Here is a 24,656-nt window from a genome sequence, read left to right as displayed (position 1 = left end):
GCGGGTCCGACGACCCCGGGGCAGACCCAGAATGAGGGAGACAAGCGAATGGGCAATGTTCTGGTTGTAGGGGCGGGGGGCGTCAGCTCGGTCGCCGTGCACAAGATGGCGATGAACCCCGATATCTTCGGGCCGATCCATCTGGCCAGCCGCACCAAGTCCAAATGCGATGCCATCGCGGCCAGTGTGAAGGCACGCTTCGGCATCGATGTGACCACCCATGCACTGGATGCGATGGATGTGGCCGCCACCGTGGCGCTGATCCGCCAGACCGGGGCCGAGATCGTGGTGAACCTGGCGCTGCCCTATCAGGACCTGGTGCTGATGGATGCCTGCCTTGAGGCCGGGGTGAACTACATCGACACCGCCAACTACGAGCCCGAGGACGAGGCCAAGTTCGAATACAGCTGGCAGTGGGCCTATCAGGAGAAATTCCGCGACGCCGGGCTGACCGCGATCCTGGGGTCGGGCTTCGATCCGGGGGTGACTTCGGTCTTTGCCGCATGGCTGCGCAAGCACAAGCTGAAGACCATTCGACAGATCGACGTGCTGGACGCCAACGGTGGCGACAATGGGCAGGCCTTTGCCACCAACTTCAACCCCGAGATCAACCTGCGCGAGGTTCTGGCCGAGGCGCGGCACTGGGAAGGGGGCGAGTGGAAGACCTCCCCGGCGATGACCCACAAGGTGGAATTCGACTTCCCCGGCGTCGGGCCGAAGAACATGTACCTGATGTATCACGAGGAACTGGAGAGCCTGTCGACCCATTTCCCCGAGATCGAGCGGGCCCGCTTCTGGATGACCTTCGGGGATGCCTATATCACCCATGCCAAGGTGCTGGAAAACGTCGGCATGACCCGGATCGACCCGGTGATGCATGACGGCAAGGAGATCATCCCGATCCAGTTCCTCAAGACCCTGCTGCCCGATCCCAGCGATCTGGGTGAGTTGACCAAGGGCAAGGCCTGTATCGGCGATATCGCCACCGGCGAGGCTGCCGACGGGTCGGGCGAGAAGACCTTCTACATCTACAACATCTGCGATCACGAGGAATGCTACGCCGAGGTCGGCAGCCAGGCCGTGGCCTATACCACCGGGGTTCCGGCGATGATCGGCACCGCCATGGTGCTGAAGGGCATCTGGCGCGAGCCGGGGGTGTGGAACATGGAGCAGCTGGACCCGGATGCCTTCATGGACATGCTGAACACGCAAGGGCTGCCGTGGCAGGTCGAGGAACTGGACGGCCCCGTCGCCTTCTAGGGCAGGGCGCGGCGCGGCCGGGGCATCGAGCCCCGCCCGCGCCGGTCACAGGCCCAGGGGCCTGTTCCGGGCCCCGCTCGACCCATTTTACGGCCCTGCTTTCTGGAGTGCGCCATGCCCCCCATCGATATCGCCGCCGACAGCCGCGCGCGGTTTGCCCGCTTCGACCTGACCGCGGTGCCGTCGCCGTGCTTCGTGATCGACGAGGCGCAGGTGGCGCGCAACTGCGAGATCCTGGCCGAGGTGGCTGAAGCCTCGGGCGCGCAGGTGTTCCTGGCGCTCAAGGCCTGTTCGATGCCGGCGCTGGCGCCGGTGGTGACGCGCTATCTGGCGGGCACGGCGGCCTCGGGCCTGCACGAGGCGCGGCTGGGGCGCGAGGAATTCGGCGGGCAGGTCGCCACCTTCAGCGCCGGATTCAAGCCCGAGGATCTGCAGGAGGTTCTGGCCCTGTCGGACCACGTGATCTTCAACTCGCTGGGTCAGTTGCGGCGCTTTCAGCCACTGGTGGAGGAAGCACGGCGGAGCGGCGAGGATGTGGAAATTGGCCTGCGAATCAATCCGCAGCACTCCGAAGGCTGGACTGACCGCTATGATCCGGCGGCCCCCTGTTCGCGCCTGGGCCATCCGGTCTCGCAGATCCGTGCCGAGGATCTGGCGGGTCTCGACGGGCTGCACATGCACACCCTGTGCGAGCAGGGGTTCGCACCGCTGGCCCGCACCTGGGAGGCGATCGCCCCGACAGTGGGGCCTTGGCTGGACGGCCTGTCCTGGCTGAACCTGGGCGGCGGCCATCACATCACCCAGCCGGATTACGACCGCGCGGGGCTGATCGCGCTGATCCGCAGGATCCGCGACCAGCACGGCGTCGAGGTCTTTCTGGAACCCGGCGAGGCGGTGGTCCTGCACAGTGGCATCCTGGTGGGCGAGGTGCTGGATCGCACCGAGAACGATGTGCCGCTGGCGATCTCGGACCTGTCGGCCACCTGCCACATGCCCGACGTGGTGGAAGCGCCCTATCGTCCCGATTTGCTGGGCGAACGTCCCGAAGGCACCGGCGGCGAGATCCGCATCGGCGGGCCGTCTTGCCTGGCCGGCGACGTGATCGGCGATTTCCGCCCGGCAACGGAGTTTGCGGTCGGGGAGCGTTTCGCCTTTCTGGACCAGACCCACTATTCCATGGTGAAGACCAACACCTTCAACGGGGTGCCGCTGCCGGCGCTTGCCCTGTGGAATTCCGACACCGACCACCTGAATGTGCTGCGCGAATTCGGCTATGACGATTTCCGTATGCGGCTGGGCTGAGGAGCCGTCATGACCCCATTTCTGGATGGCGAGTTGAGCGCCGCCGAGTGCGACCCCGAAACCGCGAAATTCCGGGTGATCCCGGTGCCGCTGGAGCGCACGGTGTCCTACGGCGCGGGCACGGCCGGCGGTCCGGCGGCCTTGCTGGACGCCAGTGTCGAGCTGGAGCGCCTGTGGCGCGGGGTGGAGCCCTGCGAAGCCGGGATCTACACCGAAGCGCCGGTCGATTGTGACGGCCCTTTGCCCGACGTGATGGCGCGAATTGCTGCCCGCACGCAGGCGGCGGTGGCCGCGGGCCGGGTGCCCGTGGTGCTGGGCGGCGAGCATTCGCTGAGCTATGGCGCGGTGCGCGGCGTGGCAGCAGCACTGGAAGGCCCTGTTGGCATCGTTCAGATCGACGCCCATGCGGACCTGCGAGTGGCCTACCAGGGCGAGCGGCACTCCCACGCCTCGGTCATGCAATTGCTGGTCGAGGAGGACAACATCGCGCTGGCGCAATTCGGAGTTCGCGCCCTGTGCGCACAGGAAGCGGACTATCGTCGCAAGTTCGGGGTGTTCCACGTCGATGCCGAGGAATTGGTCACTGGCGGGCTGCACGCGGTGGGTCTGCCCGAAGACTTCCCGCAGCAGGTCTATGTCAGCTTCGACGTGGATGGGCTGGACCCGGCCGTGATGCCGGACACCGGCACACCGGTGCCCGGAGGATTGGGATTTTGGCAGGCACTGCACCTTGTTGCCCATGCCCTGAAGGGGCGGCGGCTGGTGGGGTGCGACGTAGTGGAACTGGCGCCCCGGCCCGGAGGGGCCGTGTCGGATTTCACCGCTGCGCAGGTGGCTTATGGGGTGATGGCGCTGGCCTGAGCGTGTGCTGTATTGCAGCGGCGAGAGATTTCTTGCCTCCGGCGGGAGTATTTTCGCCAAGAAGAAAACAGGACGTTGATCCGGTTTTACGGCCGGAGGCTCAGGCGCGGGCGCAGCGCCGGCACGGCGCTGCCGGGCCCAACCGGCGGAGATGCCTTGCATCGACAGAGGGCGGGAGCCGCCCCCCGTTTGTGGGTCAGTCCGGGTCGGTTTCGCCCATCTTGCAAACAGCGCGCCATTCGGCGTCGGTGACCGGCTGCACCGACAGGCGGGTGTTGTTGACCAGAACCATGTTTTCCAGCGCCGGATTGGTCTTGCAATCGGCCAGGGTCACCGGTTTGGCAATTGGGCGGATGGCCTTGATGTCGACGCACTCCCAGCGGTCATCGTCGGTGGTGCTGTCGGGATGGGCCTCGGCGCAGACTTCGACGATGCCGACCACGGCCTTTTCCTTCTGCGAGTGGTAAAAGAACCCGCGGTCGCCGATCTTCATCTGGCGCATGTGGTTGCGGGCCTGGTAGTTGCGCACGCCGTCCCATTCCTCGCCCGCCGCGCCCTTGGCCACTTGATTGTCCCACGACCAGGTGGAGGGTTCGGACTTGAAGAGCCAATAGGCCATCAGCCGATCACCCGGTTCCAGGTCTGGATCTGCACCGAGGCGAAGAGACCGGCCTTGGCGTAGGGATCGCTTTCGGCCCAGGCTTCGGCCTCGGCGCGGTTGTCGGTGTTCAGCACGATGATGGAGCCCGCCATCTCGCCAGCCTCGTTCAGGACCGGTCCGGCCTGGGCGACGATGCCGGTGTCCTTGAGATAGGCCAGATGCGCCTCGCGGTTGGCCTTGCGGGTTTCCAGCGCGCCGGGTTTGTCCTGGCAGATGAGCACGTGCAGCATGGGGGTCTCCGTGTGATGTAGTCTGGCGCAGGCTAGGGCGCGGGCCGGGGCGGGACAAGCCGCCTTTCGCGATCAGGCCTTGGGGCCCTTGCGACCGCCGCCCAACAGGGCCGGTCCATCCGGGTCCAGCGGCCAGCGCGGGCGGGCGATCAGGGGAGCGTTGTCGGTCAGCCCCGCGCGCAACCGTTCCAGTCCGGCCCAGGCGATCATCGCCGCGTTGTCGGTGCACAGCGCCAGCGGCGGGGCCACGAAGGCGAGGCCGTGCTCGGCGGCCAGCGTGGACAGTCGGCGGCGCAGCGCGTCATTTGCGGCAACGCCCCCGGCGACGGCGATGGCCGGGGCGGGGGGCTGAAGGTCCAGATAGGCGGTCAGCGCGCGGCGGGTCTTTTCGGTCAGAACATCGGCCACTGCCGTCTGGAACCCGGCGCTGAGGTCGTTGACGTCCTGCGGATAGAGGCCATCTTGCGCCGCAAGCAGCTGGTCGCGGGCCCGCAGCACCGCGGTTTTCAGCCCCGAGAAGGACATGTCGCATCCCGGACGGTTCAACAGCGGGCGCGGGAAGGCAAACCGGCGGGCGTCCCCATCCCGTGCCGCGCGTTCCACCGAGGGGCCGCCCGGTTGCGGCAGGCCCAGCAGCCGCGCGGTCTTGTCGAAGGCCTCGCCCGGGGCATCGTCGATGGTGCCGCCAAGGCGGGTGAACCGGTCCGGGCCATGGGCGATCAGGAACTGGCAATGGCCCCCGGACACCAGCAGCATCAGGTAGGGAAACGCCAGCCCGTCGGTCAGGCGCGGGGTCAACGCATGGCCGGCAAGGTGGTTTACCCCCACCAATGGCAGACCCGCCCCGGCCGCAAGCCCCTTCGCGCACATGACGCCGGACAGCACGCCGCCGATCAGGCCCGGACCCGCCGTCACCGCCACGGCATCGACCTGGTCCAGCCGCAGACCGGCCCGGGACAGCGCCTGTTCAACCGCAACGTCGATCTTTTCTGCATGGGCGCGGGCGGCGATCTCGGGCACCACGCCGCCAAAGGCTGCGTGCAGTTCGTCCTGACCGATGACCACGTTGGACAGGATCTGTCCTCGGCCCTCGGCATCGGCGCGCACAACGGCGGCGCCGGTGTCGTCGCAGCTGCTTTCCAGGCCGAGCAGGGTGAGGGGGGCAGGAGACATGGGCGGGGCGATCGGTGGTGTTGTGTCGGGGATGCCTGCCAGCTACCACTGGCGGCGCAAGGCGGCAAGCATCCGCCGCACCAGCGTCGGAGACCCGCAATGATCCTGCTTCTGACCCGCCCCGCCGCGCAATCGGCGCGCTTTGCCACGCAGGTGCGGGCGCGGTTCGGCGACAGGTTTCGGATCGTGATCGCGCCGGTTCTGGATATTGTCGAACGACCTGCGGCTTGCGTCTTGACCCAAGACGCCACCTGGGAGGGTGTCGGGGCCCTGGCCTTCACCTCTGAAAACGCGGTCGCGGTGTTTGCCCGGCACGCCGTTGAACGGCGCTTCCCGGCGTATTGCGTCGGCGCACGCACGGCGGAAGCTGCGCGGGGCATCGGGCTGGAGGCCTTGCAAGGGCCGGGAGAGGCGCGCGGACTGGTGCGCCTGATCGCCCGGCACCCGCCCGAAGGCCGCCTGCTGCATCTGGGCGGCGTGCATCTGGCGCGCGATCTGGTGGCGGATCTGGCCGATCTGGGGATCGCGGCGGCGCATCTGGCGGTCTATGATCAGCAGCCCCGCCCGCTGACCGACGAAGCCCGGACCTGCCTGAGCGGCCCGGCCCCGGTGCTGGTCCCGATGTTTTCGCCGCGCAGCGCCCGCCTGCTGGCCCCGGAACTGTCCCGCGCGCGCGCTGAATTGCGGCTTGCGGCAATCAGCCCTGCTGTTGCCGAGGCAGGACAAGTGCAAAGTGGCGCCCGAATGGAAGTTGCGCCCACCCCCGATGCCGATGCCATGCTGGATCTCATTCAGCGTCTGTCGGAGCGGGGATGATTTCTTGAGCGTGACCGTAGCGCGGGATATGCTCCACGCTGGAGACAGGGAAGGAATTTGGTTTTGAGTTCCAAGGACAAGAAAAACGATCCGGAGCAGACCCCCGAGATCGAAGACAAGCTCGATGGCGCTCAGGAAAGCGAAATCGGGCAGGATGCCGACGATGTCGAAGGTGCCAAGCCTGCGGATGAGGCCGGGGAATCGGTGGAAGACGCCGAGTTCACGGATCTGACCGAAGGGGGTGACGACACCGCCGAGGATCAGGCGTTGGCCGAGGACGTCTCGGAAGACGCCGAATCGCTGGCCGAGGATGACGTTGCCGCCGAGGATGACAGCGTCACGCCCGAGGACATCGAAGGCGATCTTGCCACGGATGCCGATGTGCTGGCCGAGGCTGCGGTGTCGGAAACGGCCGAAGACCTGTCCGAGGCCGAGAAACTGGCTGCCGAAGACACCGAACCTGTCGCAGAACCCACGCCCGAGCCTGCGCCCGTCGCGGCCCCCGCGCCGGCACCGGCTGCGGAGAAATCCGGCGGGGGCTTCATGCCTGCCGTGCTGGGCGGCCTCGTGGCTGCGGGCCTGGGCTTCGGCGGCGCCACCTACCTGGGATCCCAGGATGACGGCACCTCGCAGTCTCTGGCGACACAATCGGAACGTCTGGGTACATTGGAAGCCCGGATCGGCGAAATCGCTGAGGCCGTGTCCAAACCCGCCGACACCGGCGCCGAAGATCAGATTGCCGCCCTCAGCCAGCAGCTTCAGGGCCAGTTGGGCGATGTGGCGACGACCCTTCAGGGGCAGTTCGGCGACATGGCGTCCCGGCTCGAGGCCGTGGGCAGCACCGTGGGCAATGTGGAAAGCTCCCTCAGTGGTGCCATTTCCGGTGTGCAATCGGGGCTGAACGATCTCGACACCCGGCTGGCCGCGATCAACGATCGCCTGACCGCCGTGGAAAAGCGTCCGCTTCAGGAAAGCTCGGAAACTGCCAAGGCGGCGTTCGAAGCCTATGAACGCGAGCTGGACGGGTTGAAAAAGACCCTGGAAGAAGCCCAGGCGCTGAACGAACAGGTCAACGCCGAAATGGCCGCGGTCACCGACCAGGCCCGTGCGCTGCAGGAAGAAGCCAAGTCGCAGGCGGCCGAGGTCGCCGCCACGGCGCAGGCCCAGGCCGCGGAAGTTGCCGCCGCAGCCCAGGCGCAGGCCGCCGAAGCTGCTGCCGCGGCAGAGGCCAAGGCCAATGCCGCCGCCATGCGCGAAGCGCTGGCCAGTCTCGACGGGGCCATCCAACGCGGTGCGCCTTATGTGACCCCCTTGGCGATCCTGTCTGACCTGACCGAGGTGCCCGACGTGCTGAGCGCCCATGCCGAGAACGGCGTGCAATCGCTGGCGCAACTGCGCAGCAGCTTTCCGCAAGAGGCCCGCGCGGCGCTGGACGCTTCCATCCGCGAAACCGTGGCAGACGACACGACCGGGCGCTTTGTCGCCTTCCTGAGGTCGCAGACCGGTGCCCGGTCGCTGACACCGAAAGAAGGCAACGACCCGGACGCGGTTCTGTCGCGGGCCGAGGCGGCTTTGGTCGCCGGAGATCTGGATTCTACCCTGGCCGAATTGGCACTGTTGCCGCCGGCGGGTCAGGCCGAACTGGCGGACTGGATCACGGCGGCGCAGTCGCGCCGTGACGTGACCACCGCCGCGTCGGATCTGGCTGCAACCCTGCTGGCCAACTGAGGAGGCCCCCCATGCTGATTTCGCTGATCAAGATCCTTCTCTTTGTGGCCATCATCGCCGCCCTGATTTTCGGGGTGGAACTGCTGATGACCGAGGGCGAGGGCCTGCACCTTGCCGTGGCCAACTGGGAATTCACCCTCGGTCCGGTTCAGACCCTGGTGGCCGCCGCGCTGCTGCTGCTGACCGTCTGGATCGTCCTGAAACTGCTGGGGCTGCTGATTGCCACCCTGCGGTTCCTGGCCGGGGATGAAACCGCCATCACCCGCTATTTCTCGCGCAACCGCGAACGGCGCGGCTTCAAGGCGCTGTCCGAAGCCTTTACCGCCCTTGCGGCGGGCGAGGGTAGCGAGGCCGTGAGCCGGGCCTCCAAGGCCGAACGTCTGCTGCAACGTCCCGATCTGACCAACCTGATCCGGGCGCAGGCTGCCGAGATGACCGGTGACAAGACCAAGGCCATGGAAGCCTACAAGAAGCTGCTGGGCGACGATCGCACCCGTTTTGTCGGTGTGCGTGGCCTGATGAAGCAGAAGCTGGCCGAGGGCGACACCGACACCGCGCTGAAGCTGGCCGAAAAGGCCTTCGTGCTGAAGCCGCGTCACGCGGAAACTTCGGACACGCTGTTGCAGTTGCAGGCGCAGAAATCCAACTGGAAGGGCGCTCGCAAGACGCTGGGGGCCAAGCTGAAATACGGCTCTGTCCCGCGCGATCTGCACAAGCGCCGCGATGCGGTGCTGGCGCTGGCCGATGCCGAGGCGCGCATTGCTGCCGGTGATCTGGACATGGCCAACGACGAGGCGATCGAGGCCGCGCGCCTGTCGCCGGCACTGGTGCCTGCCGCCGCCATGGCCGCCCGCGCCTATACCGCGATGGGCAAGCCGCGCAACGCCGTCAAGGTCATCAAGACCGCCTGGACCGCCGAGCCGCACCCCGATCTGGCCGCGGCTTTTGCCGCCATCGAGCCCAGTGAAACCCCGGCTGCCCGGATCAAGCGGTTCGGCAACTTGCTGAAGCTCAAGCCGATCCATCCGGAAAGCAAGATGCTGCTGGCCGAACTGGAAATCGCCGCCGAGAATTTCCCGGCAGCGCGCAAGGCCCTGGGCGATTTGCCCGAGACCATGCCCAACGCCCGCACGCTGACCCTGATGGCGGCGATCGAACGGGGCGAAGGTTCGGACGACACCACCGTCAAGGCCTGGCTGGCCAAGGCGCTGACCGCGTCGCGCGGACCGCAATGGGTCTGCGAGAACTGCGGCCACGTCCACGGCGGCTGGACCGTCATCTGCGACAACTGCGATGCCTTCGATACCTTGAGCTGGAAGGAAGCCCAGAAGGGCGGTGCCGTGGTCGATGGCACCGGCATGGCCATGCTGCCGCTGATCGTCGGCGCGCTGGAGGACAAGTCCGAAGAGCCAGAACCGACGGCAGAACCCACCGAGGTGGAGGAGCCCGAGGCCGATATTCTGGACCAGACGGCCACCGAAGTGGAACAGGTCAAGGAGGCTGAAAAGGTTGCAAACTAGGGCTTTCCCCCGCCGGAAAGTCCTGATAGCAACCGCGCCATCGCCGCTGTAGCTCAGCTGGTAGAGCACGTCATTCGTAATGATGGGGTCGGGGGTTCGAGTCCCTTCAGCGGCACCACCAAACTCTACAGAACCAGCCAAAGACATCCACGAAGCCCCTTGAAACAAGGGGCTTCGTCTTTTTTTAGTGGCTGGCTGGTGGCGTTCGATCGCGTCCCATGCCTGCCCCTAGAATAGGGGTATATTTTGGGGGCACGCTGGACTGCGCTGCTGAGAACGGACCCCCGATGCCACAGTCCCAAACCCACCCGGAATAGTAGAGCCCTTCACCGTCGCTGACTTTTTGGGGGGAGTTTGCATTTTTTCGGGGCGTCCGGGTCCAAGTCATGGCGCTTCAAGGACAGGATTGACGGCAAGGTGCAGTTGTTGGCGATCGGAGACTATCCTGCTGTCTCCGTGGCAAAGGCGCGGGCTGCAAGGGCTGATCTTCTCTCCGGCATGCGTCCTTCCCAAGCAAGGCAAGAGGCCAGGAGAACCGGGCTGGAGCTTCAATCGCGGACCTTTGCGGCATTGGCGGACGGCTTCCTGATCAAAGTCGCAAAGGCAGGCCGTGCTGCTGCGACAGCCCAGACCTTGGGGGAACAACGTTGATCGGCCGAACAGGCCCCCGGAATTTTCTTGTTTGGGATGAAAACTGGCGGCAACATCGATTTCAAATGCATCAATTGGCGTGTTTGGGCTCCCCAGCTGCGTTCGAAACAGACCGAACGCCAAGGAGAACCATGTCAAATCTATTCGCCACACTCACCAAATCCGTCATTGTCCTTTATGGATTGAACCCCAGCCCGTCCGGCGCGGCCGATGCCATCGTCAACACATCCGCAGGAACAAGTAACGGGGTCGCATCCGGGGCACATTCAACGGCACGAAATTTGTGACGAACCTCAGCAACGGTGTGATGACGTTCAGGTTCCTCGGGGGTTTCACCGTTGCCTCTGACACGAATGTCCGGGCCGGAGGCAGCAACGGCGCGGCTTTCATGGCCCTGAACAACGCCGATATCGGCGACAATGTGAACTTTGACTTTTCGGCAAGCGGCCGCGTTTCCGGTGCAGGTGGTGGCGATGGCGGCTTTTGTGGCGGGCGCGGGTTCTTTCAGCTTGGTGCCCTGGGTGCTGCTGGCGGTTCGGCCACCGCTGGAGCGTCGGGCGGTTACTGGGCGCGTGACAGGTATTTTCACTATGCGGCAGGGGACGCCCAAGATGGACGTCACGGTAGTGCAGCCGTTACACGCTACTCCTCTGCACTTGGCAGCGACGGCCAATCCGGGAAGACGGGAATCAATGGGGGACTTGGCGGTATACGCGGTGCAGCCACCAATCTGTTTTACCAGGATGCGGCGGGTGGCAGCCCGGGTAAAGGCGGGGATGCTGGCGCGTTCGCGGCGTACAACGGTGCCGGAAATTACGGCGCTCGCCATCCTGGGGGCGTATGAAGTCTGGGCCACCCTGGTGCCGGAAAAGGCCAACCTGGTGAACTTCGGGGCGAATGGACAGTACCGAAGTGTATTCACGTCGGGACAGACAAACAGCATCGCCTATCTGTCGGCAAACGTGCCGCTCCCGGCCTCGGTGGGGCTGTTGCTGGCAGGGCTGGGCGGCCTGATGGGCGTGGCGCGGCGCAGGCGCGTCGCCCAGGATCCGGGGCACGAGAGGCGGTCTGACGCCGAACCCGGAAATCCTGTGTAGAGGGCGTAACGCCGTCAGGACACAGCGCCTTGCGGTGCGGGCTCATCCGGGTCCGCATCTTGCCCTGTCGCCGTGTCGCTATCGGGCTCGAACAGGTCCAGCATCACGATGGTGATCACCAGGATAGGGATGGCAACGATGCCGCCGATCGGCCCCCAGATCCATAGCCAGACCACCAGAGACACGAAGATCAGCAGCGGATTGACCGCCATGTGCCTGCCCAGCAACGCGGGCGTCACGAACTGCGATTCCAGCAGGTTCAGCAGAAGATAGGCGGCCACCGGGGCCAGAACCATCAACCCGTTGAAGGCCACCAGCCCGGCCAGCAGCAGCCCGACCGTCACCATCATCGGGCCGACGTAGACCATGAAATTCAGCAAGGCGGCCGCCGCCCCCCAGATGAAAGGGCCGGGCACGCCGATCAGCGACAGCACACTGCCCAGAAAGACACCCAGCCCCGCGTTGATCAGCGTGATGGTGAAGAAATACCGCGCGACCATACGTTCCGCCGCATCGAAGCGGCGCAACAGGACAAGGGTGTCCGCTGAGGTGCCGATCAGCCGCGCCAGCCCCCGATAGATACTCTTGCGGGTCAGCAGGAAAAAGAACAGCGTGCCGCAGAAGATCAGCAGTTGCGCCAGCACGAAAGGGGCCAGCAGCAGCGCGTCGGTCACGCCGGGCATCTCTGGGGCGGTGGATTGCGCGTCAGCGCCGGTCTCGGCACCAAGGGCGGCGCCGACCTCGCGGTTCACCGCATCGATCCCGCGAAACAGGTCACGGATATCCTGAAGGGTGGCGCGCAGTTCCCACTTGATGCGCGGCAATTCCTCGACAAGGCGCCCGACCATCGGTTCCAGCAGAAACGCCAGCGCGAACAGGCCCGAGACGCCCAGCAGAAGCACCAGAACGGCGGACAGTCCGACGGGCAGGCCGACACGCTCCAGCGCCTGAGTGATGGGGGCGAGGATGACCCCCGCGACCACGCCCATTGCCATTGGCGCGAAGATCTCGGCCCCCAGTTTCAGGGTTGCGAAAACAAGGATGACCGCGATGGCGATGGTTGCGACCCGAAGCACGGGATCGCGCGTGGAAATGAAGCTTTGCATCCCCCCTCAACGCGGCCGCGGCGGAAAAGTTCCATAGGTTTTTCTTGGAACAACCGGCGCGGTGGCGCGTTCAATCCCCGTAACCAAATTGAAAAGGAGACCGCCATGAACTGGGACGAAATCGAAGGCAAATGGATGCAGTTCAAGGGCAGCGCCCGCGAGAAATGGGGCAAGCTGAGCGATCAGGAACTGGAAGAGGCCAAGGGCAACCGCGAACAACTGCTGGGGCTGATCCAGGAAAACTACGGCAAGACCCGCGAAGAGGCCGAGGAAGCCATCGACAGCTGGCTGAAGTCGATCTGATTTCGCACCCGGCGGCCCTGAATGGGGCCTGCCCATTCCAAGATCAGGCCGGCATCCGAAGGGATGCCGGTCCTTTCGTGTGTGCGCAGTGGTTCGCGTCCTTGATGACGCCTGGTCGTCCGTGTCAGATCAGCGGCCGGGTCATCGGTGTCCGATCCGTGGGCAACTGCGCGATCTGGCAGAGCCGGTCATAGTCCAGGATGTTGAGCGACCCGTCCCGCCAGGTGGCAACGCCCTGCTGGCGCAGGCGCGTCAGCGTCTTGTTGGTATGAACCAGTGACAGGCCAAGCGCATCGGCCAGGTCCTGTTGTCGATACGGCAGCGGCATCCGGGCCGCGGAAATCAACCCAAGGGCCGCGCCACGATCATGCAGCCGCACGAAGGCGCGCGCGATCCGTTCAATGCCGCTCATGTGGCCGAGGATGGCAAGGCTTTCGCCCAGGAAGTGTTCCTCGACCGCTGCGATCCATGTCAGGTCGAAAGCGCGTTCCGGATGATCCTTGAACAATTGCCAAAGCGCCCGCCGGTCGAACACGCACAGCCGCATCGGGGTGGTCGATTCCACCGAATGCTGCATTTCGTTCATGACCCCGGCCTGCAGCCCGATGAAATCGCCAGGAAGGACGAAGTTGATGACCTGACGCTCTCCGCTGTCGAGGGTCTTGTAGCGCAGTCCCATGCCTTCCAGCGGTGTATAGAGTTGCGGGCTGTTGGAGCCTTCCATCATCAGGGTGGTGCCGCCCTCGACCACCAGTTCGCCGGTCTTGAACTTCTGCATGAAGGCAACTTCACCATCGCTCATCGGCGCGAAAATCGGCCGGTTGCGCAACGGGCAGTTGAGGCACTTTGTTCCCATGAGCTTTTTCCATTCGGCTATGTCGCAGTTTAATGCGCGGCGTCGGAATTTCGGTCACCAAGGGGGTCCACAGGACGGGAACCCCGACATGAACGATCGCCTGATCACCTCGAAGAACAACGCGGAACCGGACGCGGGTCCGATCTTTCTGGTGCTGGAGCGCGACCATCTGGTCGCCGAAGACATGCTGGGCACGCTTCGTCATCTTGGGCCGTGCCGGGCGATCCACCTGTCATCGCCCGACGAGTTGTTCGCGTATCTGCAGGATGGCATCCAGATCTCGGCGGCATTCCTGGAAATGCGCCTTGCCCAATTGATCGACAGTCCGATCCTGCAACCGCTGATCGACCGCGGCGCCCGCATCGTCCTGACAGTCGGAGAGGATGACGCGGACCGGGCCGAGGCGCAGGGATGGCGCATGCTGGCGCGTCCGTTCACCGACCTGATGATCCGCGATATCCTGGCCGAGTCGCCCAAGGCGACGGCCTAGCGGCGCCCTTTCCGCGCGGCGCGCCCGGCCTGCATGCCGGTTGCGAAACCTTCTGCAATACGAATGAAGGGATCGCCCGGTGCGGCAGGCGGGGGCGGCGGGGTCTTGTGGGACGGTGCGGAGGGTGACCACGCACCGGCGGCCAGCAACCCGGCCCCAAGGGCCAGGAACAGCAGCCCCAGAACCACGCAGGCCGCCAGCGCGCCATGATGCGCCGCGATCAGGATCCACAGGGCCGCGCTCAGCAGGCCAAGGCCGACCAGACCGAACACGATCCCGGCCACCCCGAAGGCGGCACTGCGCACGGTCTGACGCAGGCGCGCCTCAAGGCCTGAAACGAGTCCGGCCATTGATCACCTCCGCCCGAGCAGCAGACCCAGAAGGAACCCTGCGCCGACGGCCAGACCAACGGCCATGGCCGGCTGTTCCCGTACTGCGTTGGTCGTCCGCTCCCCCAGTTCCTCGGCGCTGCGCAGCATCGCATCCACCTGATCCTCGCCCGCCGCACGGGCCTGGGCGGCTTTCTCGCGGGCACCACTGATGGCGGCATCCCGCGACGAGCTGGCCAGCGAGGCAAAGGCACTCGACAGGCCAGAGATGTCTTCTTTCAGCGCGTCGATCTGTTTCGACAGCTCGGCAATGTCCTGACTGGGCGAGGCGGTGGTGGGTTTGGTCTGTGCCATGAGGAAAGTCTCCTGTGGGAAAGATGTCTGTTCAGGCAATCAACGGTTTCGCAGCCTTCAGGTTCCCGATTTTCTTGTGGCCTGTCCATGTGATTCCGGATGCCACCCCGACAGCCGCGAAAAAAACTTCGGAACAAACCGGTCCGCTTGCGGGTTCCTTCCCCAGTCGCAACAGACAAACCATGATGGAGGTTGTTATGCTTTACTGGGCCCTTGTTTTTCTTGTTGTCGCCCTGATTGCCGGTGTTTTCGGCTTCGGCGGGATCGCCTCGGCCTCGGCCGGGATCGCGCAAATCCTGTTCGTGATCTTCCTGGTCCTGTTCGTGGTCGCCATGGTGGCGCGCGCCCTGCGTGGCCGGGCGCCCTGACCGGCACGGCGACAAGACAACGATATCGTAACGCGTGAGACTGGGTGAGTGAGACGCCCCCGCACCGAAAGGGCGGGGGCGTTCTCGTGTCAGGTCTTCAGCGTGTCGGTGCTGGCAAAGAACATCGCCTGACTGACCGCCGATTGCACCTGTTCCTCGGAATAGGGCTTGGTGATCAGGAAGGCCGGTTCGGGACGTTCGCCGGTCAGCAGCCGCTCGGGGAAGGCGGTGATGAAGACCACCGGCACCTCGCCCAGTTCCTTCAGAATGTGATTGACCGCATCTATGCCCGAAGATTTGTCGGCCAGTTGAATATCGGCCAGGATCAGGTCGGGCGGATCGCGACGCGCCAGTTCGACGGCCTCGTCACGGGTGCGGGCATTGCCGGTCACATCGTGCCCCGCGCCTTCGACGATGGCCATGATGTCCATCGCGATGATCGCCTCATCCTCGATGACCAGGATCCGGCCCTGGATGGCGTCCGACATTTCCCGTCGCGCAATGGTCAGAAGCTGTCCGGCTTCTTCCTCGGTCGCGCCGATGATGCTGGCGATGTCGCTGACACCGAAGCCTTCGATGCTGTGCAACAGTAGCGTCTCGCGGGTGTTCGGCGTCAGCGCGGCAAGCCGCTTCTGCGCCTGTGCTTCGGGGGCGGACATGCCCCCGGTTTCCGCGATGGGAGATCCTGAGGAGGTCCAGATCTGGTGAAACGCCCGGAACAGCGCCACTTTCGGCGGCAGCTGGCGATTGAAAACCGCGTCATCGGACAGCATCGTCTCAAGCGTGGCGGCGGCATATTGATCGCCCGATTTCTGGCCGCCGGTCAGCGCCCGCGCATAGCGTCGAAGGAAGGGCAGGGCCGCGGCCACCTGCTGCGCCATGTCGGGCTGGCTTTGGGTTTTGGTCATGTGTGTCCTCGAAAAAATTTTCCGGTCTGCGGGAACCAAACGCCTGTGCGCGTGTTACGTTCCCATCGGAATGCAAAAAAGCGCTCGAACGAGCATGGCAGAAAACTTGGTGCAATGGCAAAAATCCGCAAAGCTGACAGTTTGGACAAGCAGATCGACGACAACCTTCGCCGGGTCTATTCGGACGCGGTGAACGAGCCCTTGCCGGATCGGTTCGCCCAGTTGTTGCAGCAGCTGCGCGATGCGGAAGCCGGGCGCGATACCGCCGAAAAAAACGGCGAGGACACCAAGTGACCGACATTCAGGATCCCAAGGACGAGCTGGTCGAACACCTGCCCGCGATGCGGGCGTTTGCCCAAAGCCTGACCCGCAATTCCGCCGCGGCCGACGATCTGGTGCAGGACGCCGTGGTCAAGGCCTGGGGCAACTTCGACAAGTTTCAGGTGGGCACCAACATGCGCGCCTGGCTGTTCACAATCACGCGCAACACCTTCTATTCGCAGTATCGCAAGCGCCGCCGCGAGATCGAGGATCCCGATGGTGCGCTGGCCGGGCAATTGTCGGAAAAGCCGGCCCATGATGGCCGTCTGGTGATGTCGGACTTCAGGACCGCCTTCGATCAGCTGAGCGACGAACAGCGCGAGGTTCTGATCCTGGTCGGCGCCGAAGGCTTTTCCTATGAGGATGCCGCCGAGATGTGCGGTTGCGCCGTGGGCACCATCAAGAGCCGCACCAACCGCGCCCGCAAGCGTCTGGCCGAACTGATGCATCTGGACGAGGACGAGGCGCTTGAAATGACAGACGCGGCGACGCTGGCGGTCGTGAAAGGTTCGACCGCCGCATGAGCGGCACCAAGACGGCGCGAGGTCGGACCCTGCAGCCGCGTCTGGCGGTGCAACTGGCCCTGGTTCTGAGCATCGCGATCCTGCCGCTGGGCCTGATCTCGGTCTACCAGACCTATTCGGTGCTGAAAGAACGCCAGTCGCTGTCCACAGCAGCCCTTCTGGAGGAAACCCAGCGCGCCGTATCCGACAGCCGCGAGGTGATCCGCACCGCCGTTGGTGCGGCCGAGACGCTGGCCATTCTGGTCTCGGCCTCGGAGTTTACCGATGACGCCTGTACCGCGGCGATGGCCCAGATCGCCGAGAAATCCCGCTGGATCCTGTTTGCCGGTTACCGCGATCTCGCGCGGGGCCTTGTCTGCGGGTCCAAGAACCTGTCCCCCGACGAAGATCCGCTGACGGCCCTGCCGGCTGCGGATCTGGCCGTCGAGGACATCGGGATGACACCGCTGGCCATTCTCAGCGGGGTGGCCACCGTCAACATCACCGTGCCGGTTCTGCGCAACGGCACCTTTCTGGGCACCGTGTGGATCGCCGTGCCCGCCGAAGCCCTGAACGATGCCCTGGCCCGCGCAGCCCCGGATGTGGACCTGGTGCTGTTCCAGTCCGAGGGAGAGATCATTGCCACCGAGGAGTATGCCGATGACCGGCGCTCGGTGCTGCCGAAGGACCGCACGCTGGAAGATCTGGCGCTTGCGGGCCGCCAGACCTTTCGTGGGGAAAACCGCAAGGGGCTGACCCGTGACTTTGCCATCGCACCCATCGTCGACGGTCGCGTCTATGCCCTGGGAAGCTGGGAACCGCGCGAGTTTGGCCTGACGCTTCCAACCTACAAGCGGCTGATGGCGCTGTATTTTCCCATCGTGATGTGGGTGGTGGCGATTGTCGTGGCCTATGTCGGCGTGCAGCGGCTGGTGATCCGCCATGTGCGGCGGCTGCGGTCGTGGATGCGTCTGTATTCCAGCGGGCAGGCGGGGCTGGAGAACGCGCGGCTCGACAATGCGCCCGAGGAACTGGAGGTCGTCGCCGAAGCCTTTCGCGCCATGACCACTCGCCTGTCCGAGCAGGAGCGCCTGCTGGAGGCCGACCTCAAGGAAAAAACTCTGCTTCTGCGCGAAGTGCACCACCGGGTGAAGAACAACCTGCAACTGATTTCAAGCATGCTGAACATGCAGATCAGGGCGACGGACAGCCCCGAGGCCAAGCGCCTGTTGCGGCGGGTGCAGGACCGGGTGATGGCGCTGTCAGCCATCCACCGCTATCTCTATCTTGCCCGAAAATTGTCGTCGCTGCGGGCCGATGAATTGCTGGAAGAGATCATCCAGCAACTGGTTGTCGTAGGCACGCTTGAAGACTCGGGACATCAGATCAGGGTGTCGACCGCGTTGGACCCGGTCGAGATCAGCCCCGATCAATCCGTGCCCCTGTCACTTCTGGCCACCGAAGCGGCAATCAACGCGGTGAAATACTGCGGGGCCACGGGCGATGCCCCGGCTTGGATCGATATTGCACTGCGCAAGGCGGACGGTGACAACATCAGCCTGAGCGTGGTCAATTCCCGCGCCGCGGACACCGGCGAAACCACCATGGACATGCCCAAGGGCTCGGGGCTGGGCGCGCGGCTGATCCAGTCGTTCGTGGCGCAATTGAACGGCACGCGCGAGGTCATCGAACATCCCGATCGCTACGAAATGCACGTGGTTTTTCCGCTGTCCTGGGCGCAGGACGGTGAGGACGACACATCGGATTGATCCCGGCAGCGACACCCGCGCGGGGCAGCAGATCGCTCCGGCGTTCACGGCTTCGTGGTGAGGAGTGGAAATGGCAGCCAAGCTGTGAGACACTTTCCCCGCAGCAAGCGCTGCGCTTCAGGGAGGGATCAGCATGTGCCAAGTCTTCGCCGGGCAAGACCCGGACCGCTACGCATCCACCACGCGCAGGCTGCGGCTGAACGGTCAAAGCACCAGCCTGCGGCTGGAAAACGCCTTTTGGGACATCCTTGACCAGATTGCCCAGGCCGATGGCGTCTCGACCCCGGCCTTCATTTCGAAATTGCATTCCGAGGTGCTGGAAACCCGCGGCGAGCCGGTGAATTTCACCTCGCTTCTGCGCACCGCCTGTCTGGTGTTTGTCGCCCAGCCGGCCGCGGACGCGCATCACGATACGGGCACTGCCTTCGCCGCGGAATGACCCGCCGGTCTTTTCCGGGGCTGTAGTAAACGGCTACTACCCGGCCCCGTGACCGACACGGCATCCTGAACTGGACCGCAACCGGACCAATTCAGGAGAGATCCGTGGCAAAAGCCATTCATACCATGATCCGCGTCCTCGACGAGGCGCGTTCCGTCGACTTCTATCGCCGGGCCTTCGGCCTTGAGGTGGCGCATCGGCAGGATTTTGAAACCTTCACGCTGCTGTATCTCAGCAATGCGGAAAGTGACTTTGAAGTCGAACTGACCGTGAACAAGGGCCAGACCGAGCCGTACGACCTGGGCAACGGTTATGGCCATCTGGCGGTGTCGGTCGAAGACATCGATGCCGAACACGCCCGGTTCGAAGCCGAAGGCCTGAACCCCCGCAAACTGGTGGAGTTCGCGCCGGGCGGCACGCGGTTTGCCAGGTTCTTCTTCGTCGCCGACCCCGATGGCTATCAGATCGAAGTGCTGGAGCGCGGCGGCCGGTTCAAGTGACCTGACATCGACACCGATGGCCCGCGCCGGATCGCGGGCCGACCATGGCTTATGAGGAGGAGAAGACCATGAACACCCCCAAAACCCCAAGGGGCATGACCCGGCGGCAATTGCTGTCGAATGCCGCGATCCTTGGCACAGGTTTCGCGGTCGGCGGCGGGTTCATCGCCGCGGCGGATGCAGCCTGGGCCCGTGAAGTGCAAGCCCTGCAGCCGCAAACCTTCGCCACGCTGGTGCAGATGGCGCGCGATATCTATCCCCACGACAAGGTTGGCGACGAATTCTACGTACTGGCCGTCAGCGGCTATGACACCCCCGAGGCCGCGCCGGCGATCGAAGCGGGCATTGCCGCGCTGGATGCCGCCGCCCGTGGCAAGGGCTTTGGCTCGTACCTCGATACCGGTTGGGAGCGCGACCGTGTCGACATCCTGCGGGGGATCGAGGACAGCGCCTTCTTCCAGCAGATCCGGGGCGGGCTGGTCACCGGGCTTTATAACCAGAAAGCGGTCTGGCCGATCTTTGGCTATGAGGGCGCCTCTTACGAGCAAGGCGGCTACATCGACCGCGGTTTCAACGACATCAACTGGCTGTGAGCCACCTGGGAGGACACGAACATGGCTGCACCTTTTGATCTGACCGACGACAGCGTCGTCGTCATCATCGGCACCGGCGCGGGCGGGGGCGTTCTGGCCAACGAACTGGCGCAGAAGGGCGTCAGCGTCGTCGCGCTGGAAGCGGGCGGACGCTATCTGCCGGAAGACTACGTCAATGACGAATGGGAAAGCTTCGGGCAGTTGGCCTGGACCGATCCGCGCACCACGTCGGGCGACTGGCGCGTCGCCAAGGATTTCAGCGGGCTTCCCGCGTGGATCGTCAAGGCCGTCGGCGGTACTACCACTCATTGGGCCGGGGCCTCGCTGCGGTTCCAGGATTACGAATGGAAGGCAAAGACCACCTATGGCGACGTGCAGGGTGCCAACCTTCTGGACTGGCCCATCGACGGCGCCGAGATGGCGCCCTGGTACGATCTGGCCGAGAAGAAGCTGGGCGTGACCCGCACCAATGGCTGGCCAGGACTGCCCGGCAACAACAACTACAAGGTGTTCGAAGCTGGCGCCAAGGCGCTTGGCTATGAAGAAGTGCACACCGGCCGGATGGCGATCATGTCCCATGACGACGGCGACCGGACGCCGTGCCAGCAGACCGGGTTCTGCTTTCAAGGCTGCAAATGGGGCGCCAAATGGTCGTCGGCCTATACCGACATTCCGGCGGGCGAGGCCACCGGCAACCTGGAAGTGCGCGAGCGCGCCCATGTGGCCCGCATCCTGCACGACGACACCGGCAAGGTCACCGGCGTGGAATACTACGATGCGGACGGCAATCTGCAGATGCAGAAGGCGCGGATCGTCTGCGTGGCGGGCAACTCGTTCGAATCGCCGCGCCTGCTGCTGAACTCGGCCTCGGAAATGTTCCCGGACGGGCTGGCCAACAGCTCGGGGCAGGTGGGGCGCAACTACATGCGGCACATGACCGGATCGGTCTATGCGACCTTCGACAAGCCGGTGCGCATGTGGCGAGGCACCACCATGGCGGGCATCATCCAGGACGAGGCGCGGCACGATCCGTCGCGTGGCTTCGTCGGCGGGTACGAACTGGAAACCCTCAGCCTGGGCCTGCCGTTCATGGCGGCGTTCCTTGATCCCGGTGCCTGGGGACGCGAGTTCACAACCGCGCTGGACAGTTACGAGAACATGGCCGGCATGTGGATTGTCGGCGAAGACATGCCGCAGGAAACCAACCGCGTCACGCTGAACATGGACGTGACCGACCAGTACGGGCTGCCGGTGGCGAATGTGCATTTCGACGATCACCCCAACGACATCGCCATGCGCAACCATGCCTATGCGCGGGGCATCGCCGTTTATGAGGCGGTGGGCGCAACCCGCGTCTTCCCGACCCCGCCCTATCCGTCGACGCACAACCTGGGCACCAACCGCATGTCCGAGAATCCGCGCGATGGCGTGGTGAACCGCTGGGGCCAGACCCATGACATTGCCAACCTGTTCGTGTCGGATGGCTCGCAGTTCACCACCGGTGCTGCCGAGAACCCGACCCTGACCATCGTGGCGCTGGCCATCCGTCAGGCCGACCATATCGCCGGAGAGATGTCGCGCGGCGCGCTCTGATCGGGCCTTGGAATGATTAACGGCGGCGTCCCGAGGTTTCGGGGCGCCGCCTGCCTTTTGGGCGTACCCAAGGCAAGATGCGCTGACGTGTGGCCCCTGGGCCGGCGTGTTTCTGTGGCGCGGTCCATTGCGGGATTATATGTCCTGTATGTCAGCTGTCCGAACACAGACGGGGAGGGCCATGCGAAGACTGTTGCCGCGCCTCGGTCTGGGGCTTCTGGGCTTTCTTGTCCTGCTGTCGGCGCTGGGATGGCTGCTGCTGGAATCCGCGCTGTTCTCGCCCCAGCGCCGGGCGTTTGTCGAAGACCGGTTGAGCATCGCGATCGGCCAGCCTCTTGTGGTCACAAAGGACGTGCGTGTCCTGCTGGCCCCCACGAGCCACTTCTATCTGGCCGGGGTCGAAATCCCGAGCCAGAACATCACGGGCATCAACCTTGCGCGGCTTGACCTGATGGAGTTCGACCTTGATCTCATCGCCATGGCGCGGGGGCAGCCAGGTCTGGACAATCTGGTTGTGAAGGGCGCCCAGATCAACCTGTTGACGCAAGCGGACGGCACGACAAGCTGGACCCCATCGGCTGCAGATCTGGCTGACAAGGCCAGGCAATTGGACACGTCCGGCACCCCGGTCAACTCCAGGGACGGCAAGGGTATCCTGTCGTTCCTGAGTGGGCGCACGGCCCTGTTCACCTCGGTCGGGTTGAAGGTCGACGATGCGAATTCCGGGTTCAGCTTCGACTTCGATCTCGACACCCTGTCACTGGCACAACTGGACGGAGGCCGCCGGGTCGGGTTGAGCAGCAAGGGTCTTATCAACGGCCACACCTTCGGGATTTCGGGCAACTATCCGCAAGGCGCGCCCTTCACCACGGCGGCGACCTTCGGCGATCTGACCATGTCCTTTGACGGCCAGCCGATGCCCGCCGCGGCGGGGGGCGGGTTTCGCGCGACCTTCGATCTGAAGACCGGCGACATTGGCGATCTTCTGGAAGTGCTGAAGCTGCAGCGCGTGCTGGAGGGCGACGGCAAGCTGTCGGCCGATGTGGAAAGCCAGGCCGGACACGTGAAGGTCGCCAACCTTGCCGCCAGCATCGATTTTTCGGAAGGGCAGATGCTGACCGCGACGGGCAGTATCGCGGATCTGGCACGCGGGCAGGGTCTGGATCTGGTGATTGCGGGGCGTCTGCATCCGGAAAAACGCCCGCCCCCGCCCGCAGGGCTGGTCCGGGATATCAGGCTGGCCGGGTTCGAGGCGCATATCGTCGGGCAAGGCCAAGACTTCGAAGTGCGCAATCTCGAATTCCAGACCAACGCTTTTGACAACGGGCTGGAACGACTTGGTCCCGCCCGGATCGAAAAGATCTACAGAACGCCCGATGGGCGGCTGGCCATGGATGGCATCTCGCTGAAGGCCGGTCCGGTTGATGCGCCGATCCTTGATGCCAGCGGCTATATCCATGACGTGCTGCAACTGGATGACCTTGCCTTTCACGGCAAGCTGGCCGGCGCGGCGACGCTGCTGCTGCCCGATCTCACTCCAGTTCAGGCAGGCTTGATGGGCCGGGTCGAGGCGGTGTTCAAGATCGACGACACCGCAGGCGATCTCAGCCTGTCCGAGTTGAAGGCGCAGACCTCGGGCACCGATCTGTGGGATATGACCCTGTCGGCCCGGTTGGGCGATGTGACGGATCTGGAAGGCATCGACGTCGACATGGATCTGTCAGTGGCCGATACGGCGCGGCTGCTGTCCGCGCTGGATCTGAAGGTGATCGACGCCGGGGCGCTGGATCTGACCGCCAGCGTAAAGGGCAACGGGACGGCCTTCACCAGCACCTTGGGGCTGGCCAATGGCAACTCGCATCTGAAGGCGATGCTTGACACCAGCATCGCGCGGCATGTTCCGGTGGTGCGCGGATCCCTGCACAGCGATCTTGTCCGCATCGACACATTTCAGGACACGCTGGCGGCGGTCGTCGAGTTGGTCACCCTTATCAAGAAGGACCGCAAGCCCAAGGTGCAACCGCTGGTTCTGCCCAAGGATGACAACGCGGTGCAGCCACTGGTCCTGCCGAAAGACGACGCCAACGTGCAGCCGCTGGTGCTGCCCGACAGGGACGCGCCAAACCTTCTGGACCCCGAAACCCTGTTGACCGAAGCCGATGTCGACATCGCCGTGGACATTCGCAAGATCACCGGCCAGCGGGGGGTGTCCTCGGTATCCAGCACCCTGAAAGCACGCAAGGGTCAGGCCAGCCTTGGCCCGCTTGAGGTGTCCTATGGCGGGGGATACTTCAACCTCGACCTTGCCTCGGATCTGGTGAACGCGCCGAAGTACTTGTCGGTGTCGGGCAGCACGCGTGGCTGGGACCTCCAACATCTTCTCTCGGTGGCCGGGGTGAAACTGGATGCCGATGGCACCCTTGGCGGACCGCTGAACCTGCGCGGCAACATCAGTTCGCTTGACACCTTCCTGAACACGATGCGGGGCAGCGCCACGATCTCGATGGCCGAGGGGCACATCGCCACCAGCCTGCTGGAACTGGCGGGTCTGGGTGTTGTGCCCTGGCTGTTTTCGCCGGAATTGCGGCACAGCGCCACCAGGATCGTCTGCGTCCGCGCACCGTTGCGCATCGATGCGGGCCGCGTGTCCTCGGACCGGCTGGTGGCCGAGACGACGCGGGTGCAGGTGGTTGCCAGGGGCAGCATCGACTGGCTTCGCAACACGATTTCGGTGCGGGCCGAACCGCGCCCGGTGGGCAAGCCGCTGGATCGCAGTGCCTGGCCCATCGATGTGACCGGCAAGCTGACCGATCCGCAGGTCAACCTGCAGGCCGGCGGAGCGCGCAGCCGGCGCGCCGATGGCGCCGACAAGATGCCCGCCGACCGCAAGCCCTGCGTGCCGGACATCTACCAGTTGCAGTAGGG

General features: G+C 64.7%; 28 protein-coding genes and 1 tRNA gene. 20 read left to right on the top strand and 9 right to left on the bottom strand.

Translation table 11 applies throughout. The features are described from left to right. Window positions 1-48: 48 nt before the first annotated feature. The 3 genes from H8B03_RS00665 to speB all read left to right on the top strand — a co-directional run bounded on the left by H8B03_RS00665 (window position 49) and on the right by speB (window position 3,423). Window positions 49-1,260 (top strand): saccharopine dehydrogenase family protein, encoded by a 1,212-nt coding sequence (locus H8B03_RS00665; protein WP_193139260.1) that lies wholly within the window; start codon window positions 49-51, stop codon window positions 1,258-1,260. Window positions 1,261-1,374: 114 nt separating this feature from the next. Next, on the top strand, window positions 1,375-2,562 hold the full coding sequence (locus tag H8B03_RS00660) for a carboxynorspermidine decarboxylase (RefSeq protein WP_193139258.1): 1,188 nt from the start codon (window positions 1,375-1,377) through the stop codon (window positions 2,560-2,562). A gap of 9 nt (window positions 2,563-2,571) precedes the next feature. Then, a complete protein-coding gene (gene speB, locus H8B03_RS00655) occupies window positions 2,572-3,423 on the top strand; it encodes an agmatinase (RefSeq protein ID WP_193139256.1) in 852 nt (283 codons plus the stop codon). Window positions 3,424-3,619: 196 nt separating this feature from the next. On the opposite strand, the gene H8B03_RS00650 is transcribed toward speB, so the two are convergent. From H8B03_RS00650 to tsaD, 3 genes are all read right to left on the bottom strand, one after another. Continuing rightward, window positions 3,620-4,042 carry an EVE domain-containing protein gene (locus H8B03_RS00650; protein WP_193139254.1) on the bottom strand — a complete coding sequence of 141 codons (423 nt, stop codon included), beginning with the start codon at window positions 4,040-4,042 and terminating at the stop codon, window positions 3,620-3,622. Beyond that, complete coding sequence (locus H8B03_RS00645) at window positions 4,042-4,314, bottom strand: YciI family protein (RefSeq protein WP_193139251.1); 273 nt, start codon at window positions 4,312-4,314, stop codon at window positions 4,042-4,044. Before H8B03_RS00645 ends, H8B03_RS00650 begins: the two co-directional genes overlap by 1 nt. 72 nt (window positions 4,315-4,386) lie before the next feature. Further along, on the bottom strand, window positions 4,387-5,487 hold the full coding sequence (tsaD, locus tag H8B03_RS00640; protein ID WP_193139249.1) for a tRNA (adenosine(37)-N6)-threonylcarbamoyltransferase complex transferase subunit TsaD: 1,101 nt from the start codon (window positions 5,485-5,487) through the stop codon (window positions 4,387-4,389). A gap of 99 nt (window positions 5,488-5,586) precedes the next feature. Between tsaD and H8B03_RS00635 the strand changes: the two genes are divergently transcribed. The 5 genes from H8B03_RS00635 (at window position 5,587) to H8B03_RS19195 (ending at window position 10,202) form a co-directional block, all read left to right on the top strand. After that, window positions 5,587-6,303 (top strand): uroporphyrinogen-III synthase, encoded by a 717-nt coding sequence (locus H8B03_RS00635; protein ID WP_193139247.1) that lies wholly within the window; start codon window positions 5,587-5,589, stop codon window positions 6,301-6,303. A 63-nt stretch (window positions 6,304-6,366) separates the two neighbouring features. Continuing rightward, entirely contained in the window at window positions 6,367-8,031 is a 1,665-nt protein-coding gene (locus H8B03_RS00630) for a COG4223 family protein (RefSeq protein ID WP_193139245.1), read from the top strand. A gap of 11 nt (window positions 8,032-8,042) precedes the next feature. Further along, complete coding sequence (locus H8B03_RS00625; protein ID WP_193139243.1) at window positions 8,043-9,551, top strand: heme biosynthesis protein HemY; 1,509 nt, start codon at window positions 8,043-8,045, stop codon at window positions 9,549-9,551. 42 nt (window positions 9,552-9,593) lie between these two features. After that, window positions 9,594-9,669 (top strand) — tRNA-Thr (locus H8B03_RS00620). A 236-nt stretch (window positions 9,670-9,905) separates the two neighbouring features. Then, the gene (locus tag H8B03_RS19195; protein WP_193139241.1) at window positions 9,906-10,202 is read left to right on the top strand and encodes an Arm DNA-binding domain-containing protein; all 297 of its coding nucleotides are present in this window, start codon (window positions 9,906-9,908) and stop codon (window positions 10,200-10,202) included. Between the two features lie 175 nt (window positions 10,203-10,377). Here the strand turns inward: H8B03_RS19195 and H8B03_RS00610 are convergent, their stop codons facing one another. Beyond that, entirely contained in the window at window positions 10,378-10,824 is a 447-nt protein-coding gene (locus tag H8B03_RS00610) for a hypothetical protein (protein ID WP_193139239.1), read from the bottom strand. Between the two features lie 130 nt (window positions 10,825-10,954). Between H8B03_RS00610 and H8B03_RS00605 the strand changes: the two genes are divergently transcribed. Next, window positions 10,955-11,299, top strand: coding sequence for a VPLPA-CTERM sorting domain-containing protein (locus tag H8B03_RS00605; protein WP_193139237.1), 345 nt, complete (start codon window positions 10,955-10,957; stop codon window positions 11,297-11,299). A gap of 14 nt (window positions 11,300-11,313) precedes the next feature. Here the strand turns inward: H8B03_RS00605 and H8B03_RS00600 are convergent, their stop codons facing one another. Further along, the gene (locus tag H8B03_RS00600; protein WP_193139235.1) at window positions 11,314-12,405 is read right to left on the bottom strand and encodes an AI-2E family transporter; all 1,092 of its coding nucleotides are present in this window, start codon (window positions 12,403-12,405) and stop codon (window positions 11,314-11,316) included. Window positions 12,406-12,510: 105 nt separating this feature from the next. On the opposite strand from H8B03_RS00600, the gene H8B03_RS00595 reads away from it, so the two are divergent. Further along, window positions 12,511-12,708: a CsbD family protein gene (locus H8B03_RS00595; protein WP_193139233.1), complete on the top strand. Its 198-nt coding sequence runs from the start codon at window positions 12,511-12,513 to the stop codon at window positions 12,706-12,708. Window positions 12,709-12,832: 124 nt separating this feature from the next. On the opposite strand, the gene H8B03_RS00590 is transcribed toward H8B03_RS00595, so the two are convergent. Continuing rightward, window positions 12,833-13,564, bottom strand: a complete 732-nt coding sequence (locus H8B03_RS00590; protein ID WP_193139231.1) for a Crp/Fnr family transcriptional regulator — start codon at window positions 13,562-13,564, stop codon at window positions 12,833-12,835. Between the two features lie 88 nt (window positions 13,565-13,652). Between H8B03_RS00590 and H8B03_RS00585 the strand changes: the two genes are divergently transcribed. Then, window positions 13,653-14,054: a hypothetical protein gene (locus H8B03_RS00585; RefSeq protein ID WP_193139229.1), complete on the top strand. Its 402-nt coding sequence runs from the start codon at window positions 13,653-13,655 to the stop codon at window positions 14,052-14,054. Here the strand turns inward: H8B03_RS00585 and H8B03_RS00580 are convergent. Both H8B03_RS00580 and H8B03_RS00575 read right to left on the bottom strand, forming a co-directional pair. Beyond that, on the bottom strand, window positions 14,051-14,404 hold the full coding sequence (locus tag H8B03_RS00580) for a phage holin family protein (protein ID WP_193139227.1): 354 nt from the start codon (window positions 14,402-14,404) through the stop codon (window positions 14,051-14,053). The genes H8B03_RS00585 and H8B03_RS00580 overlap by 4 nt on opposite strands. Before the next feature lie 3 nt (window positions 14,405-14,407). Further along, window positions 14,408-14,737: a DUF883 family protein gene (locus H8B03_RS00575; protein WP_193139225.1), complete on the bottom strand. Its 330-nt coding sequence runs from the start codon at window positions 14,735-14,737 to the stop codon at window positions 14,408-14,410. A gap of 197 nt (window positions 14,738-14,934) precedes the next feature. On the opposite strand from H8B03_RS00575, the gene H8B03_RS00570 reads away from it, so the two are divergent. Then, complete coding sequence (locus H8B03_RS00570; RefSeq protein ID WP_193140092.1) at window positions 14,935-15,105, top strand: DUF1328 domain-containing protein; 171 nt, start codon at window positions 14,935-14,937, stop codon at window positions 15,103-15,105. An 89-nt stretch (window positions 15,106-15,194) separates the two neighbouring features. Here the strand turns inward: H8B03_RS00570 and H8B03_RS00565 are convergent, their stop codons facing one another. Continuing rightward, the gene (locus H8B03_RS00565) at window positions 15,195-16,013 is read right to left on the bottom strand and encodes a response regulator (protein WP_193139223.1); all 819 of its coding nucleotides are present in this window, start codon (window positions 16,011-16,013) and stop codon (window positions 15,195-15,197) included. A 114-nt stretch (window positions 16,014-16,127) separates the two neighbouring features. On the opposite strand from H8B03_RS00565, the gene H8B03_RS00560 reads away from it, so the two are divergent. From H8B03_RS00560 to H8B03_RS00525, 8 genes are all read left to right on the top strand, one after another. Beyond that, window positions 16,128-16,307: a NepR family anti-sigma factor gene (locus H8B03_RS00560; protein WP_193139221.1), complete on the top strand. Its 180-nt coding sequence runs from the start codon at window positions 16,128-16,130 to the stop codon at window positions 16,305-16,307. Window positions 16,308-16,354: 47 nt separating this feature from the next. Continuing rightward, window positions 16,355-16,858, top strand: coding sequence for an RNA polymerase sigma factor (locus H8B03_RS00555; RefSeq protein ID WP_394355441.1), 504 nt, complete (start codon window positions 16,355-16,357; stop codon window positions 16,856-16,858). Further along, on the top strand, window positions 16,855-18,606 hold the full coding sequence (locus H8B03_RS00550) for a sensor histidine kinase (RefSeq protein ID WP_193139219.1): 1,752 nt from the start codon (window positions 16,855-16,857) through the stop codon (window positions 18,604-18,606). The genes H8B03_RS00555 and H8B03_RS00550 overlap by 4 nt, the downstream gene beginning before the upstream one ends. Before the next feature lie 133 nt (window positions 18,607-18,739). Beyond that, window positions 18,740-19,045, top strand: a complete 306-nt coding sequence (locus H8B03_RS00545; RefSeq protein ID WP_193139216.1) for a ribbon-helix-helix domain-containing protein — start codon at window positions 18,740-18,742, stop codon at window positions 19,043-19,045. Between the two features lie 104 nt (window positions 19,046-19,149). Continuing rightward, window positions 19,150-19,545 (top strand): VOC family protein, encoded by a 396-nt coding sequence (locus H8B03_RS00540; RefSeq protein WP_193139214.1) that lies wholly within the window; start codon window positions 19,150-19,152, stop codon window positions 19,543-19,545. 68 nt (window positions 19,546-19,613) lie between these two features. Then, complete coding sequence (locus H8B03_RS00535; protein WP_193139212.1) at window positions 19,614-20,138, top strand: Twin-arginine translocation pathway signal; 525 nt, start codon at window positions 19,614-19,616, stop codon at window positions 20,136-20,138. 21 nt (window positions 20,139-20,159) lie between these two features. Continuing rightward, complete coding sequence (locus H8B03_RS00530) at window positions 20,160-21,731, top strand: GMC family oxidoreductase (protein WP_193139210.1); 1,572 nt, start codon at window positions 20,160-20,162, stop codon at window positions 21,729-21,731. Window positions 21,732-21,912: 181 nt separating this feature from the next. Further along, the gene (locus H8B03_RS00525; RefSeq protein WP_193139208.1) at window positions 21,913-24,654 is read left to right on the top strand and encodes an AsmA family protein; all 2,742 of its coding nucleotides are present in this window, start codon (window positions 21,913-21,915) and stop codon (window positions 24,652-24,654) included. The last annotated feature ends 2 nt before the right edge of the window (window positions 24,655-24,656 follow it).

Origin of the sequence: Meridianimarinicoccus sp. MJW13 (genome assembly GCF_014901205.1) — a bacterium.
Taxonomy (GTDB): domain Bacteria; phylum Pseudomonadota; class Alphaproteobacteria; order Rhodobacterales; family Rhodobacteraceae; genus Meridianimarinicoccus.
The sequence above is the reverse complement of the archived record's forward strand: the minus strand, read 5'-3'. Positions and strand labels throughout refer to the sequence as shown.

Bases quoted from the DNA above. Each gene is read 5' to 3' on its own strand.
- H8B03_RS00645 (WP_193139251.1), bottom strand. From the start codon at position 4,314: ATGCTGCACGTGCTCATCTGCCAGGACAAACCCGGCGCGCTGGAAACC.
- H8B03_RS00525 (WP_193139208.1), top strand. From the start codon at position 21,913: ATGCGAAGACTGTTGCCGCGCCTCGGTCTGGGGCTTCTGGGCTTTCTT.
- H8B03_RS00535 (WP_193139212.1), top strand. From the start codon at position 19,614: ATGAACACCCCCAAAACCCCAAGGGGCATGACCCGGCGGCAATTGCTG.
- H8B03_RS00570 (WP_193140092.1), top strand. From the start codon at position 14,935: ATGCTTTACTGGGCCCTTGTTTTTCTTGTTGTCGCCCTGATTGCCGGT.
- H8B03_RS00580 (WP_193139227.1), bottom strand. From the start codon at position 14,404: ATGGCCGGACTCGTTTCAGGCCTTGAGGCGCGCCTGCGTCAGACCGTG.
- H8B03_RS00595 (WP_193139233.1), top strand. From the start codon at position 12,511: ATGAACTGGGACGAAATCGAAGGCAAATGGATGCAGTTCAAGGGCAGC.
- H8B03_RS00550 (WP_193139219.1), top strand. From the start codon at position 16,855: ATGAGCGGCACCAAGACGGCGCGAGGTCGGACCCTGCAGCCGCGTCTG.
- H8B03_RS00665 (WP_193139260.1), top strand. From the start codon at position 49: ATGGGCAATGTTCTGGTTGTAGGGGCGGGGGGCGTCAGCTCGGTCGCC.
- H8B03_RS00575 (WP_193139225.1), bottom strand. From the start codon at position 14,737: ATGGCACAGACCAAACCCACCACCGCCTCGCCCAGTCAGGACATTGCC.
- H8B03_RS00530 (WP_193139210.1), top strand. From the start codon at position 20,160: ATGGCTGCACCTTTTGATCTGACCGACGACAGCGTCGTCGTCATCATC.
- H8B03_RS00600 (WP_193139235.1), bottom strand. From the start codon at position 12,405: ATGCAAAGCTTCATTTCCACGCGCGATCCCGTGCTTCGGGTCGCAACC.
- H8B03_RS00585 (WP_193139229.1), top strand. From the start codon at position 13,653: ATGAACGATCGCCTGATCACCTCGAAGAACAACGCGGAACCGGACGCG.
- H8B03_RS00590 (WP_193139231.1), bottom strand. From the start codon at position 13,564: ATGGGAACAAAGTGCCTCAACTGCCCGTTGCGCAACCGGCCGATTTTC.
- H8B03_RS00635 (WP_193139247.1), top strand. From the start codon at position 5,587: ATGATCCTGCTTCTGACCCGCCCCGCCGCGCAATCGGCGCGCTTTGCC.
- H8B03_RS00555 (WP_394355441.1), top strand. From the start codon at position 16,355: ATGCGGGCGTTTGCCCAAAGCCTGACCCGCAATTCCGCCGCGGCCGAC.
- H8B03_RS00650 (WP_193139254.1), bottom strand. From the start codon at position 4,042: ATGGCCTATTGGCTCTTCAAGTCCGAACCCTCCACCTGGTCGTGGGAC.
- H8B03_RS00545 (WP_193139216.1), top strand. From the start codon at position 18,740: ATGTGCCAAGTCTTCGCCGGGCAAGACCCGGACCGCTACGCATCCACC.
- H8B03_RS00560 (WP_193139221.1), top strand. From the start codon at position 16,128: ATGGCAAAAATCCGCAAAGCTGACAGTTTGGACAAGCAGATCGACGAC.
- speB (WP_193139256.1), top strand. From the start codon at position 2,572: ATGACCCCATTTCTGGATGGCGAGTTGAGCGCCGCCGAGTGCGACCCC.
- H8B03_RS00660 (WP_193139258.1), top strand. From the start codon at position 1,375: ATGCCCCCCATCGATATCGCCGCCGACAGCCGCGCGCGGTTTGCCCGC.
- H8B03_RS00625 (WP_193139243.1), top strand. From the start codon at position 8,043: ATGCTGATTTCGCTGATCAAGATCCTTCTCTTTGTGGCCATCATCGCC.
- tsaD (WP_193139249.1), bottom strand. From the start codon at position 5,487: ATGTCTCCTGCCCCCCTCACCCTGCTCGGCCTGGAAAGCAGCTGCGAC.
- H8B03_RS00565 (WP_193139223.1), bottom strand. From the start codon at position 16,013: ATGACCAAAACCCAAAGCCAGCCCGACATGGCGCAGCAGGTGGCCGCG.